Annotated in this window: 11 protein-coding genes; all 11 read left to right on the top strand. The window is 67.1% G+C overall.

What is annotated here, in order from left to right; genetic code table 11:
• The first annotated feature begins 24 nt into the window (after positions 1-24).
• The 11 genes from cphA to metC all read left to right on the top strand — a co-directional run bounded on the left by cphA (position 25) and on the right by metC (position 13,351).
• Positions 25-2,715 (top strand): cyanophycin synthetase, encoded by a 2,691-nt coding sequence (gene cphA / locus AC0Z42_RS05680; RefSeq protein WP_485467260.1) that lies wholly within the window; start codon positions 25-27, stop codon positions 2,713-2,715.
• Positions 2,712-3,698 carry a class I SAM-dependent methyltransferase gene (locus AC0Z42_RS05675; RefSeq protein WP_485467259.1) on the top strand — a complete coding sequence of 329 codons (987 nt, stop codon included), beginning with the start codon at positions 2,712-2,714 and terminating at the stop codon, positions 3,696-3,698. Before cphA ends, AC0Z42_RS05675 begins: the two co-directional genes overlap by 4 nt.
• Positions 3,683-4,579: a cyanophycinase gene (locus tag AC0Z42_RS05670; RefSeq protein WP_485467258.1), complete on the top strand. Its 897-nt coding sequence runs from the start codon at positions 3,683-3,685 to the stop codon at positions 4,577-4,579. The genes AC0Z42_RS05675 and AC0Z42_RS05670 overlap by 16 nt, the downstream gene beginning before the upstream one ends.
• The gene (locus AC0Z42_RS05665) at positions 4,566-6,380 is read left to right on the top strand and encodes a Mur ligase family protein (protein ID WP_485467257.1); all 1,815 of its coding nucleotides are present in this window, start codon (positions 4,566-4,568) and stop codon (positions 6,378-6,380) included. The genes AC0Z42_RS05670 and AC0Z42_RS05665 overlap by 14 nt, the downstream gene beginning before the upstream one ends.
• A 173-nt stretch (positions 6,381-6,553) precedes the next feature.
• Positions 6,554-7,534 carry a TonB-dependent receptor plug domain-containing protein gene (locus tag AC0Z42_RS05660; protein WP_485467256.1) on the top strand — a complete coding sequence of 327 codons (981 nt, stop codon included), beginning with the start codon at positions 6,554-6,556 and terminating at the stop codon, positions 7,532-7,534.
• Positions 7,423-9,012 (top strand): TonB-dependent receptor domain-containing protein, encoded by a 1,590-nt coding sequence (locus AC0Z42_RS05655; protein ID WP_485467319.1) that lies wholly within the window; start codon positions 7,423-7,425, stop codon positions 9,010-9,012. The genes AC0Z42_RS05660 and AC0Z42_RS05655 overlap by 112 nt, the downstream gene beginning before the upstream one ends.
• Positions 9,013-9,035: 23 nt before the next feature.
• Positions 9,036-9,875 (top strand): transporter substrate-binding domain-containing protein, encoded by an 840-nt coding sequence (locus AC0Z42_RS05650; protein WP_485467255.1) that lies wholly within the window; start codon positions 9,036-9,038, stop codon positions 9,873-9,875.
• Entirely contained in the window at positions 9,872-10,633 is a 762-nt protein-coding gene (locus AC0Z42_RS05645; protein WP_485467254.1) for an amino acid ABC transporter permease, read from the top strand. The genes AC0Z42_RS05650 and AC0Z42_RS05645 overlap by 4 nt, the downstream gene beginning before the upstream one ends.
• A complete protein-coding gene (locus tag AC0Z42_RS05640) occupies positions 10,630-11,385 on the top strand; it encodes an amino acid ABC transporter permease (RefSeq protein WP_485467253.1) in 756 nt (251 codons plus the stop codon). The genes AC0Z42_RS05645 and AC0Z42_RS05640 overlap by 4 nt, the downstream gene beginning before the upstream one ends.
• Positions 11,382-12,131, top strand: a complete 750-nt coding sequence (locus AC0Z42_RS05635) for an amino acid ABC transporter ATP-binding protein (RefSeq protein ID WP_485467252.1) — start codon at positions 11,382-11,384, stop codon at positions 12,129-12,131. Before AC0Z42_RS05640 ends, AC0Z42_RS05635 begins: the two co-directional genes overlap by 4 nt.
• The gene (gene metC / locus AC0Z42_RS05630; protein WP_485467251.1) at positions 12,131-13,351 is read left to right on the top strand and encodes a cystathionine beta-lyase; all 1,221 of its coding nucleotides are present in this window, start codon (positions 12,131-12,133) and stop codon (positions 13,349-13,351) included. The genes AC0Z42_RS05635 and metC overlap by 1 nt, the downstream gene beginning before the upstream one ends.
• The last annotated feature ends 3 nt before the right edge of the window (positions 13,352-13,354 follow it).

The following is a 13,354-nucleotide window of genomic DNA, read 5'->3' as shown; positions in this document are numbered from 1 at the left end:
TCTATACCGACCAAGCGACTCATCATGCATATCATCGAACAACGCCTGCTGCGCGGGCCCAATCTGTACGGCCAGGCTCCCTGCCTGATGGCGCTGATCGACCTGGCGCCGCTGGACACGCAAACCTGCAATCTGGCGCAACTGTACCAGCAGCTCGAAGTCATGCTGCCGGCACTGCGCGAAGGCGCCGGTGCGCCGGTCTCGTGGGGCCAGTTACTTGAACGGCTGCTGCATGCGCTGCAGCGGCTGGCCGATGGCGGGCCGCAGGAAGTCGATGGCGTGCGGTCCAGCCACGCTGGCCAGGCCGCCGGCGAACCGACGCGCTTTCGACTGGTGTGCCCGTACCGGATCGAGCAGGTCGCCACGGCGGCGCTGGCGCTGGCGGTGCGCCTGGTCGATGCACTGGCGCAGGGGCAGGCATTCGAACTCGACGCGCCGCTGGCCGCCTTGCGCGAATTGGCGCAGCAACGTGCCATGGGCACCAGCACGGCGGCGGTGATCACGGCGGCGCGCAGGCGCGGCATCCCCACGCAGCGCCTGTCCGAAGAATCGAACCTGTTCCAGCTGGGCTGGGGCAGCCGGCAAAAGCGCCTGCAGGCCACCATCACCGGCGACGCTGGCACGCTGGCCGTGCGCATCGCCAGCGACAAGCAATTGACCAAGTCGCTGCTGGCCGAAGCGGGCGTGCCGGTGCCGCGCGGCGGCACCGTGACCTCGCTGGCACAGGCGCAAAGCCTGGCGGCCAGCCTGGGCGTGGGACAAGGCAAAGTGGTCACCGTCAAGCCGCTCGACGCCAATCACGGCAAGGGCGTGACCACCCGCTGCACCACGGCCGAAGAAGTCAGCACCGCGTTCGAGCTGGCGCGCCGCCACAGCCGCAATGTGATCGTCGAGCGCTTCCTGCAGGGCCGCGACTACCGCGTGCTGGTCACCGGCAACAAGGTCGCCGCAGCCGCCTGGCGCCGTCCGCCCCAGGTTACCGGCGACGGCGTGCACACCATCGCCGAACTGGTGGCGCAGGAAAACCGCAATCCGGCGCGCGGCGAGGGCCATACGAATATTCTCACGCGTATCGCCCTGGACGACAGCGCGCTGGCGATCCTGCGCGAACAGGGCCATGCGCCCGACAGCATCGTGCCCGCCGGTACTGTCGTCACCTTGCGCGGCAACGCCAACCTGTCGAGCGGCGGCACGGCCGAAGACGTGACCGATCTGCTGCCGGCCGAGACGCGTTCGCTGTGCGTGCGCGCCGCGCGCAAGGTGGGGCTGGACGTGGCCGGCATCGACGTCATTTGCAACGATATCGCGCTGCCGCTGCGCGAACAGGGCGGTGGCGTGATCGAGGTCAACGCCGCGCCCGGCATCCGCATGCACCAGTACCCCAGTTCGGGCCAGCCGCGCGACGCCGGCGGCGCCATCGTCGAAGCCATGTACGGCGATGGCGACGGCCGCATTCCCGTCATCGCCGTGACCGGCACCAACGGCAAGACCACCACCTGCCTGATGCTGGCGCATGCGGCCCGCCTGGCCGGCCATGGCACCGGCGTGACCACCACCGAGGGCGTATTCATCAATGGAGAGTGCATCGTCAAGGGCGACTGCGCCGGCTACTGGTCGGCGCGCAGCGTGCTGACGGCGCCCGAAGTCGACTTCGCGGTGCTGGAAACGGCGCGCGGCGGCATCCTGAAACGCGGCCTGGCATTCGACCGTTGCGACGTTGGCGTGGTGCTGAACGTAGCGGCCGACCACCTGGGCCTGGACGGCATCGACACCGTGCAGGAGCTGGCCCAGGTCAAGGCCGTGGTGGCGCGCAGCGCCGCGCGCGCCGTGGTGCTCAATGCCGAAGACATCCATTGCAGCGCGATGGCGCCCACCCTGGCGCCTGAAGTGGAGCGGCTGTATTTTTCGCTCGACCCCGAGCATCCGGTACTGCTGCGCCACCTTGAGCGCGGCGGGCGCGGCGCCTATCTGCAGGACGGCCAGGTAGTCATTGCGGACGGCGCGCGCCGGCACGCACTGCTGGCGGCGGCCGACATGCCGGCCTCGCTGGGCGGCCACGCGCGCTACAACATCGCCAACGCGCTGGCGTGCGCAGCCGCCCTGCTGGCGAGCGGCTTCGCACTGGCGCAGATTGCCGCCGGCCTGTCGGGCTTTGTGTCGGACAACCACAGCAACCCGCTGCGTTCGAACCTGTTCCGCCTGCGCGACGACATCACCCTGATCGTCGACTATGCCCATAACAGCGCCGCCTACACGGCGCTGGGCCAGATGGCGCGGTCGATGGCCTGCCATGGCCGCCGGCTGCTCGGCGTGATCACGGCGCCCGGCGACCGCCGCGACGCCGACCTGCACGCCATGGGCGCCGCCTGCGCCCTGCACTTCGACGAACTGCTGGTGTACGAGTCGGCGCGCCGTGGCCGTGAAGCGGGCGACACGGGCCGCCTGATCACCGCCGGCATCGCGCAGGCCAGCGTCAACGGACGCTGCCAGCAATGGCAGCAGATCGACGCCGTGCGCGCAGCGCTCGAGCAGGCGCTCGCGCGCTGCCAGCCTGGCGATGTGCTGGTGTATTCATGCCCGTCTTCGCTGTCAGACCTGGTCGACGCCGTGCGCCTGACGGACCCGGACGGCGCGCAGCGCATCGCCGATGAAATCGACGGGCGCGCGGCAAGCCATTGCGCACCCACCCTGAACCCTGCCGAAAGAGCGCCTTGACTACACCACCAGACTACGCACAGCCCCGCCCCGCCCTGCTCGAACTGGGCGCCGCGCTCAGCCAGGCCGGCTACGCCTTCGTCACCATTTCGACGCCCAGCCACCGCCGCGTCAATGGCCGCCCCGGCAACGAGCTGGCCACCGACCTGCGCGGCGTATTCGGCTGGAGCCGGCCGTTCGGCGAAGAGGTGCTTGCGCCGCGCATGCTGGAGGCCATGCGCGAGGCCGGTATCCTGCGCCAGCACGAGGGTCACTGGAAAAGCACGCTGCGCGCCTCGACGCTGGGCGGGCGCCTGTATTTTCATTCGGCGTTTCCCACGCGCGAGACCGATGCCGTGTTCTTCGGCCCCGACACCTACCGCTACGTTAGAGTGCTTGACGATTTCCTGCATGTGTCCCGGGCCAGCCTGCCGCCAGCCATGCGCGCAGTCGATATCGGCTGCGGTGCCGGTCCCGGCGCGGTCACCATCGCCGCAGCGCTGCCGCAGGCCGAAGTCTGGGCGGTCGACATCAACCCGCGCGCGCTGGAACTGACAGCGGTCAATGCCAGGCTGGCGGGCGCCGGCAACGTGCGTGTCGCCTACAGCAACCTGCTGGACGGCGTGGCGGGCCAGTTCGACCTGATCGTCTCGAATCCGCCGTTCATGCTCGACGCCGGCGAGCGCACCTACTGCCATGGCGGCGGCATGCTGGGCGAAGGCCTGTCGCTCGATATCGTCGCCTGCGCGCTGGCGCGCCTGGCGCCTGGCGGCACCTTGCTGCTGTACACCTGCGTGGCGATCATCGACGGCGCCGATCCCTTCCGCGAACGCGTCAAGGCCATGCTTGATGCCGGCCGTTTCGACTGGCGCTACCGCGAAATCGATCCGGACGTGTTCGGCGGCGAACTGGGCGACCCGGCGCACCGGCACACGGACCGCATCGCCGCCATCGTCCTGAGTGCAACCCTGACCGATAAGGAGCATCCATGCGCCAAAAATTGAGCAGCAGCGGGCAAGCCAAGGGCCACCTGATGATCATCGGCGGCCATGAAGACCGCAAGCACGACATGACCATCCTGCGCCGTTTCATCGACCTCAGTGGCGGCAAGGACGCCAGGATCATTGTCATCTCGGCCGCCAGCGGCGTGCCCGATGACATGTGGAGCCTGTACGACGAGGCGTTTGGCGCGCTGGGCGCCGACAACCGCCACCACCTCGTCATGACGTCGCGCGAAGACGCCAACAATGGCGCCATCATCGCGCAACTGGAGGGTGCGGGCGGCATCTTCATGACCGGCGGCGACCAGAAACGCCTGCTGGCCAATATCGGCGGCACGGTGTTTGACCGCGCCCTGCATCACGCCTTCAAGGTCAATGGCGCCTGCATCGCCGGCACCAGCGCCGGCGCCTCCGCCATGTCTGGCCATATGCTGGCCAGCGGCGCGGCCGGCGCCCAGCCTGAAAAAGGCGCGGTCCACCTCGCCGCCGGCCTTGGACTGGTGCAGGGCGTGGTGATCGACCAGCACTTTTCCGAGCGCCAGCGGCTCGGACGCCTGCTGACGGTGGTGGCGCAAAACCCCTACCTGCAGGGCGTCGGCATTGATGAAGACACGGCGCTGATCGTCGAACGCGACATCGGCATCGAAGTCATCGGCCAGGGCGCCGTGACGATAGTCGACGGGCGCATCATGCATTCGGGCATGGCCGACACCGAGCGCGGCGCCTGCCCCGAGCTGATCGACGTGCGCCTGCACCTGCTGCCTCCCGGCAGCCATTACCTCACGCCCAACGGCGACGGGAATGCAGGCAGCAGCGCGCCCGCGCCCCTGCACGACCTGTTGCGCGCACTGACCAGGACTGTCGCCAGCCATGAAGATCATTGAACAGCACTATCTGCGCGGCCCCAATCTGTACGGCCAGGCGCCGTGCTTGCTGACCGTGCTGGACCTGGAAAGCTGGCGCGGGGCGGCCCCGGACGGTCTTGCCGACCGCCTGCTGGCGCTGCTGCCGGCGTTGCGCCGGCAGCTGGCGCACGATACAGGCCCGGCCGAACTGGTGGCGCGCACGGCGATGGTGCTGCAAAAACTGGCCGGCGGCACCACGCGCTTGTGCCAGGTCAGCCAGGTGCACGCCAGAGCGGGCGTGTATCGCATCGCCTGTGGCTACGATGTGGAGCGCGTCGCGGCGGCGGCTTTCAATGGCGCCATGGCGCTGGCCGATGCGCTGGCAGCGCGGCGTGCATTCGATCTCGATGGCTTGCTGGCGCAGTTGCGCGCGCTGGCGCGGCGCGCAGCCGGCAGTGCCAGCACGACCGCCGTGCTGGCGGCGGCGCAGCAGCGCGGCATTCCTGTCATGCAGCCGGCGAAACGCGGCCAGCCAATCTTGCTGGGCTGGGGCTGCAAGCAGCGCGCCCTGCCCCAGCCGGTGCCGGCAGGCGATGTGCTCAACGACATGTTCGGCAACGATGACGGGCGCATTCCGCTGATCGCCATCACTGGCACCAATGGCAAGACCACCACCACGCGCCTGGTCGCCCATGCCGCCGGCATCAGCGGCCTGGCCACCGGCATGACCACCACCGAGGGCGTGTACGTCAACGGCGTGCGCATCCGGCAAGGCGACTGCACCGGCTACCATTCGGCGCGCGCCCTGTTCGCTTCGCCCGAGGTTCAATTCGCGGTGCTGGAAACGGCGCGCGGCGGCATCCTCAAGCGCGGCCTGGCGTTTGACCGCTGCGACGTCGGCGTGGTGCTCAATGTTACGGCCGACCACCTGGGCCTGGAAGGCGTGGACACCTTGCAGGACCTGGCCCGCGTCAAGCAGGTGGTGGCGGATGCGGCCCGCATCGTGGTGCTCAATGCGGACGACGCCATGTGCGTGGCGATGGCGCCGCGCTTGCGCCAAGCGCGCGAGCTGCTGTATTTTTCGCTCGACGCGCAAAATCCGGTGCTGCTGCAGCACCTGGCCGCAGGCGGGCGCGCAGCCTTCCTGCAAGATCACATGTTGATGCTGGCCGACGGCGAGCGCCAGGTGGGCCTGCTCGACGCGCGCGACGCGCCCGTCACGATGCAGGGCCTGGCCCGCCACAATATTGCCAATGCGCTGGCCGCCGCCGCCGCGCTGGCCGCCGCCGGCCTTGCGACGCCCGACATCGCGCAAGGCCTGGCCAGTTTCGTCTCCGACGCGCGCTGCAACCCCTTGCGCGGCAATGTCTTCGATATCGACGGCGTGCGCGTGATGGTCGATTATGCGCACAATGTGGCGGCCTATGCGGCGCTGGCCGAAATGGCGCGTTCGATGTCGGGCGGACGCCTGGTCGGCGTGGCTTCGGCCCCGGGCGACCGCCGCGAGTGCGACCTGCAGCAGATCGGCAAAGTGTGCGCCGACGGTTTTGACGACCTGGTGGTCTACGAATCGGAAAACCGTGGCCGGCCTTACGGCGACGTGGCCCGCCTGCTGGCCATGGGGGCGCGCCAGGCCGGCAAGCATGCCTCGCGGCTGTATTGCAAGATCGACGTGCGTCATGCGCTGCGCTTCGGCCTGCAACTGTGCCGTCCGGGCGACATGCTGGTATTCGGCTGCGGCTCCTCGATCGACGAACTGCTCGACGCGATACGCCTCGACCATCCCGCCGTGGCCGCGCGCATCGAGGCCGAAATCGCGCCGCTGCAACAGGCGGCGTAGCCGGCAGCGCTGGTGGCAAGGCGTTGAAATCGGCACCACGCTGCCCGCCTTGGTCCACCTGCCTGGTGGTTTCTGGCCACTTCCTGCTGAAAAACACCGTCAAAACCCGCTAAAAAGCATGGCACGCATCGTGCTGATAAGGAGGATATTCTCATTATCAGGAACCGCCCGCCATGCCATCTCCTTCGTCGCGCAATTTTGTTTTTCTTCCACTGCTGACCGCTTTCCTGGCGCCTGCCCAGGCCCAGGACGGCGGCGCGTCCGGCGCCGAAGCGCTGGCCGGCGCAGCGGGGGCCGCTGGCAACGTGGTGGTAATCGGCACGCGCCGCGCCAATACCACGGAGCTGAGCAGCCCGGCGCCGGTCGACGTGTATTCAACGCGGCAACTGGCCGAAACCGGCGCCGTCAATCTGAACCAGGCACTGCAGGCGCTGGCGCCGTCGTTTCAATACAATGTGACGGCCGGCTCGGATGGCGTGGCCACCGTGCGCCCGGCCGCCCTGCGTGGCCTGGCGCCATCGCAGACGCTGGTGCTGATCAACGGCAAGCGGGCGCACTTGTCGGCTTTCGTCAACAACAAGAATGGCCTGGGCCGTGGCGCGCAAGCGTTCGACCTGGCCAAGATACCGCTGGGCGCCATCGAACGGGTGGAGATCCTGCGCGATGGCGCGGCCGCCCAATATGGCTCGGACGCGATTGCCGGCGTGATCAATATCGTCTTGAAAAGCCAGGATGCGGGCGGCGCTGCGGCGATACAGGTGGGCAAATTTGCCGAAGGCGACGGCTTTTCCAAGAGCGCCAGCGGCTCGGCCGGCTTTGCCCTGCCCGGCGACGGCTTTTTGACGGTGGCCGGCGAAGCCATCAATACCCAGCGCACCACGCTGCGCGAAGGGGCCGACTCACGCCAGTTCTACTTTGCCAGCGACCCGCGCGAAACCTCGGGCACGGCGCAGCGCGAGTGGCTGGTGGGTTCGCCCGCGCTGGAAGAATACAACGGCGTATTGAATGCCGAATGGGCCTGGCGCCGGAATTGCGCGCCTATGTGTTCGGCAACGTGGGGCACCGCCTGGGCCGCTCGCAAGGCCTGTTCCGCCGTCCCAACGACAACGGCACGGTGCGCTCGCTGTTCCCTGATGGTTTTTTACCGTTATTGAACACCACTTCGAACGACGCTGCACTGAATGCCGGTCTGCGCTACGGCAATGACAAGACGGGCCAGTTCGACCTGGGCGTCAATCATGGCGGCAACCGCATCAAGTTCGACGTGCCCGACTCGATCAACGCCAGCCTGGGCGCGGCCAGCCCGCGCAGCTTTTACGCGGGCGGCATGAAAAACACGCAGACCAATCTCACGCTCGACTATGTGCGCAACGCCGCCGTCGGCTTTTCGACCGAACCGCTGGTGGTATCGGCCGGCGCGGCGTACCGCCATGAAAAATTCTCGATCGACGCCGGCGACGAAGCGTCGTGGATCGCCGGCACGGTGCCGATACTCGACGGCCCCAGCGCGGGCGCGCGCGCACCGGCCGGCGCCCAGGGCTTTCCCGGCTACCGCCCCGACGACGCCGGCACGCTCACGCGCAGCGTGCAAGGCGTATATGCGGGCCTGGAAAACCAGCTGACCGATAAATTCCAGTGGGGCGCCACCGCCCGCGCCGAGCATTATTCGGACTTCGGCAACACCTGGAACGGCAAGCTGTCGCTGCGCTACGACTTCACGCCCAAGGTCGCCCTGCGGGCAACGGCCAGCAATGGCTACCGCTCGCCGTCGCTGGGCCAGGCCAATCTGTCGTCGACGCAAACCACCTTCCGTGCCGGCGAACCTTTCGACGTGCGCAATTTCCCGGTCGACCACCCGGCCGCGCGGGCCTCGGGCGCGACCGCGCTGAAGCCGGAAAAATCGGTCAATTTTTCCACCGGCCTGGTGTTCCAGCCGGCGCGCAACACTTCGCTGACCATCGACGCCTACCAGATCGCCATCCGCGACCGAATCACACTGTCCGAAACCCTCAGTGGCCCGCTGGTCGAGCGGCTGCTGCGTGACGCGGGCTTTGCCGGCGTGAGCGGCGCCTCCTTTTTCGTCAACGCGCTCGATACCCGCACGCGCGGGGTGGACGTGGTGGGCAGCCACCGCCTGGCGTTGAAAGGCTACGGCAACCTGGATCTGGGCCTGGGCTACAACTATGGCGTGACGAAAATTACGGACGTGAAGGACAACTCGGGTCAGCTGGCCGGCAGCGGCCTGGCGCTGGTGGGCCGTACCACGCGCGGCAATATCGAATCGTACTCGCCACGCTCGACCCTGCGCCTGACGGGCCGCTATGCCGTCGGCGACTGGACGGTCGGAGTGACCGAAGCGCGTTACGGCAAGTTCACGGTGGTCGACACCGGCAACAATCCCGCGCTGGACCAGGTATTCGGCGCGCAATGGGTCACCGACCTGACGCTGGCCTACAAGCTGGGCCGCAATACCAGCATCACCCTGGGTGCCAACAACCTGTTCGATTCCTATCCGGACAAGACGCGCCCGGAACTGCGCCTGGCAGGCGGGCGCTATGTCTACCCGTCCAGCCAGGCCCCGGTCGGCGCCTTCGGCACCTATTACTCGCTGCGCCTGGCCACCGCGTTCTGATCTTCACGTAGAGGAGTTTCGACATGCAATCACCACTTGCCATTGCCATCGCTGTTTCCTTGCTGCTTGCCGCTGCGTCGGTACGCGCCGATACGGCGCTGGAAAAAATCAGGGACCGGGGCCAGCTGTCGGTCTGCTACGGCGGCTTCGAGTCGCCCGGCTTCGCCTATCTGGACCAGGCCGGCAAACCGGCCGGCCTGACCTGGGACCTGATCGTCGACCTGCACCAGCGCGTCGGCGCGGCCGTCGGCAAGCCCTTGAAACTGAATCTGGTGCGCATCACGCCGGTCAATCGCATCATCTTCGTCAAGCAGGGACGCTGCGACTTCATGGTGACGTCCCTGCTCGACACGCCCGAGCGCCGCCGCGAAATCGATTTTGCCTCGCCCGGTTTCTACAGCGCGGCCGCCGCCGTGTTCGCCCTGAAAACCACGCGCATCGAAAGCTGGGCCGACCTGCAGGGCAAGACGGTCTGCGCGCCGGCCGCCTCGGTGTGGGTGCGCCCGTACGAGGCCAAGGGCCTGAAGATCGCCGCCTTCCCCGGCTTTGCCGAAGTGCACAAGGCGGTGGCCGACGGGCGCTGCGTGGCATCCATAGGCGACGATACCGGCTACGCCAAGATCAAGGAAGACAACCATAGCTGGAGCGGCTTCGAGCTCAAGCTGATCGGCGACGAGCGCCTGCCCTGGGGCGTGGCGCTGAAAAAGAACGAGCCCGAACTCAAGCAGCTGCTGGGCAGCATCGTCGAACGCTGGCACCGCGAGCGCTTTATCATCGGCCTAGAACACAAGTACCAGCTGCCGCCGAATGTATGGGCGCAGCAGATGGCCGAGCGCTACGCGGTAAAGGTCAGCGCACGATGAGCGCAGCGTTTTTTCCTGAAGGCGGGGCCGCCAGGGAATGGCTGATCGAACATGGCCTGAACCTGACCATTCTGTGGGACCCGGCCGACGGTCGGCGCTTCGTGCTCGGCCTTGGCCTGACCCTGGCGCTGGCGGTGCTGGCCGTGGCGCTGTCTCTGGCCATCGGCGTGGCCGGTGCGGCGGTAAAAGGCTCCCGCTTTGCCGCCGGCCAGAAAGCCATCAACGCCTATGTCGAGGTGTTCCGCAATACGCCGCTGCTGGCGCAAATGTATTTCTTCTTTTTCGGCGTCGGCTCCTTGCTGCCGATGGTGGTCAACGAGCATGGCGAACAGGTACGCCTGCTGGGCAGCTTCGGCTGGGCCGTGATCGTGCTGGGCCTGCATTCGGGCGCCTTCCAGATCGAGGCGCTGCGCGGCAGCATCGATGCCGTGCCGCGCGCCACGGTGGAAGCGGCCGAAGCGCTGGGCCTGAGCCGGCTGCAGATCTTCCGCCAGGTGGTGGCTCCCCTGGCCTTGCGCCACAGCTTGCCGGCGCTGTCGAACAGCATCGCCCAGACCATCAAGGCCACCTCGGTGGCCTTTGCGATCGCGGTGCCCGAGCTGACCTATGCCTGCAACCGCATCTGGTCCGACAGCTTCAATGTGCCGGTGATGATACAGATCCTGCTGGTCACCTATCTGCTGCTGATCGGCGCGGTGTCGGCCGGCATGCGCGCCATCGAGCGCCGGCTGCAGCTGCCGGGAAGCGTGGCCGCATGAGCGCCGGTCTGTGGAGCTGGGCACGCTGGCCGGCGCTGCTGGCGCTGGCCGCCTGGATGTATGGCCACTACCGCGAACCGATCGGCTACCTGCTCGCCTGGACGCCGGGCCTGTTGGCCAGCTTCGTCCTGAATATCGTCATGGGCCTGGTGGCGATTGCCTTTGCCACCGCAGGCGGCACCGTGCTGGGCGTGGTGCAATGCTCGCCGCACCGCCGCCGCGCGGCCGTGGCGCGCCAGGTTACGCTGGTGCTGCGCAATGCGCCGTGGCTGGTGGCGGTGTTTTACCTGATGTACCTGGTGCCGTATGAAATCAAGGTCTTCGGCCAATACGTGTTCCTGCCCGACTGGCTGAAGGCGGCCATCGGCATCGGCGTGCCCGCCTCGGGCTATATGTCCGAGATCGTGCGCGGCGGCATCCGTTCGATCCCGCTGCAGCAATGGGAGGCGGCCACCGCGCTGGGCCTGGACCGCCGGCAGATACTGCGCAAGGTGGTGCTGCCGCAGGCGCTGCGCAGCATGACGCCACCCTGGATGAGCTTGTACTGCATCGTGACCTTGTCGACCTCGCTGGCCAATATCCTCGGCGTGGAAGAGCTGATGACGTCGGTCGGCCTGCGCCTGGCCGGCGAAACCCGGCCCGACCTGCTGCTGCCGGCGCACGCCTATACCTTTATCGTGTTCTTTGTCTATATCTATCCGATTTCGCGCCTGTCGCGGCGGCTTGAAAAAAAATGGAGTGTGAAAGAATGAGCCACCCACCCACCGGTGAGCACCAGATCGTGATCCGCGACCTGGTCAAGTCCTACGGCAGCCACATCGTGCTGAACGGCGTGTCGCTCGACGTGCGCCAGTCCGAGATCGCCTGCCTGATCGGCCCTTCCGGCTCCGGCAAATCGACCCTGCTGCGCACCATCAACGCGCTGGCCGGCGTCGACAGCGGCACCATCGATGTGTGCGGCATCCGCGTGACGGACGCCGCGCCGGACCTGCTGAAACTGCGCCGCCAGGTCGGCATGATCTTCCAGAGCTATAACCTGTTCCCGCATTTGTCGGTGCTCGACAACATCACCCTGGCGCCCTTGACGGTGCTGAAGGAGGAACGGGGACCGGCCGAAGAGCGCGCCCGCGCCCTGCTGTCCAAGGTCAAGCTGACCGGCAAGGAGCACGCCTATCCGGGCCAGCTGTCCGGCGGCCAGCAGCAGCGCGTGGCGATTGCCCGCAGCCTGGCGATGCAGCCGCGCGTGATGATGTTCGACGAGGTGACGGCCGCGCTGGACCCGGAAACCGTCAAGGAGGTGCTCACCACCATCCGCGACGTCGCCGCCAGCGGCGTCACTTGCCTGATCGTCACGCATGAAATGCGCTTCGCGCGCGAAATCGCCGACGTCGTCCACTTCACGGACGGCGGACGCATCGTTGAATCGGGCACGCCCGAGCATATTTTTACCGCGCCGCGCGACAACCGCACGCGCGCATTTCTGGAAAGGGTTTTGTAATGAGCAGTGACAAGCACGAAGGCGGCGCCAGCCGCGACCATAGTTTCGCCACCCGCCTGGGCCATGTGGGGCGCGACCCGGCCGCGCATGGCGGCACCGTCAACACGCCGATCTACCGCGCTTCGACCTTTATCTGGCCCGACACGGCCAGCCAGGAGGCGCAGCGCCAGCTGGCGCAAGATCCGTCCTATCGCGGCATCATGTACGGCCGCCTGGGCAACCCCACCACGGTGGCCTTCGAAGACGCGGTGGCCGAGCTGGAAGGCGGTTTTCGCGGGCTGATCATGCCCTCTGGCCTGGCCGCGATTGTCGGCGCGGTGCTGGCCGTGGCAAAATCGGGCGACCATATCCTGGTGACCGACAATGTCTACCCCAGCGCGCGCAATGTGTTCCTCAATGTGCTGACGCGCTATGGCATTGAAACGAGCTTTTTCGATCCTCTGGATGTCGACAGCCTGCCGCCGCAGATCCGCAAGAACACGCGCCTGGTCTACCTGGAAGCGCCGGGCTCGGACACCTTCGAAGTGCAGGACGTGCCGCGCATCGCCGACGTGGCCCATGCCCATGGCGCGCTGGTGCTGTTCGATAACACCTGGGCCACGCCCTATTTCTTCAAGCCGTTCGAGCACGGCGTCGATATCTCGCTGCACGCTGCCACCAAATACCTGGTCGGCCATTCGGACGCCATGCTGGGCCTGATCGTCACGCGCAAGGAGATCTACAGCGACGTGCGTTCCACCGTGCGTGGCCTCGGTTATATCGCCGGCCCCGACGACGCCTACCTGGCGCTACGGGGACTGCGCACCCTGGGCGTGCGGCTGGACCGCCACGAGCGCTCGGCGATCGAGGTGGCACAATGGCTGTCGCGCCACAAGGCAGTGCTGAATGTGCGCCATCCGGCCTTCGAACACCATCCGGGCCACGCCGTGTGGAAGCGCGATTTTTCAGGATCGTCCGGCCTGTTTTCATTCGAATTACCGGCCACTGCGCCGCAGGTGCTCAATACCTTCCTGGATCAGTTGCAGCTGTTCGCCATGGGCGCGAGCTGGGGCGGCTATGAAAGCCTGGTCAAGCTGCCGCACGCGACGCGCACGTTCCAGCCGCTCGATCCGAAAAGGCAGATCATCCGCCTGCATGTGGGGCTCGAATCGGTGGGCGACCTGATCGCCGACCTCGATCATGCGCTGGGAGCATTTACCCATGCCCGCGCGCGACAGTAAGGC

The sequence above is a fragment of the Janthinobacterium sp. 1L-D-8-B-C4 genome (assembly GCF_057291295.1).
Note: the sequence above shows the minus strand (reverse complement) of the source record. Positions and strands in the feature narration are given on the sequence as shown.

Bases quoted from the DNA above. Each gene is read 5' to 3' on its own strand.
- AC0Z42_RS05660 (WP_485467256.1), top strand. From the start codon at position 6,554: ATGCCATCTCCTTCGTCGCGCAATTTTGTTTTTCTTCCACTGCTGACC.
- AC0Z42_RS05650 (WP_485467255.1), top strand. From the start codon at position 9,036: ATGCAATCACCACTTGCCATTGCCATCGCTGTTTCCTTGCTGCTTGCC.
- cphA (WP_485467260.1), top strand. From the start codon at position 25: ATGCATATCATCGAACAACGCCTGCTGCGCGGGCCCAATCTGTACGGC.
- metC (WP_485467251.1), top strand. From the start codon at position 12,131: ATGAGCAGTGACAAGCACGAAGGCGGCGCCAGCCGCGACCATAGTTTC.
- AC0Z42_RS05635 (WP_485467252.1), top strand. From the start codon at position 11,382: ATGAGCCACCCACCCACCGGTGAGCACCAGATCGTGATCCGCGACCTG.
- AC0Z42_RS05640 (WP_485467253.1), top strand. From the start codon at position 10,630: ATGAGCGCCGGTCTGTGGAGCTGGGCACGCTGGCCGGCGCTGCTGGCG.
- AC0Z42_RS05670 (WP_485467258.1), top strand. From the start codon at position 3,683: ATGCGCCAAAAATTGAGCAGCAGCGGGCAAGCCAAGGGCCACCTGATG.
- AC0Z42_RS05665 (WP_485467257.1), top strand. From the start codon at position 4,566: ATGAAGATCATTGAACAGCACTATCTGCGCGGCCCCAATCTGTACGGC.
- AC0Z42_RS05645 (WP_485467254.1), top strand. From the start codon at position 9,872: ATGAGCGCAGCGTTTTTTCCTGAAGGCGGGGCCGCCAGGGAATGGCTG.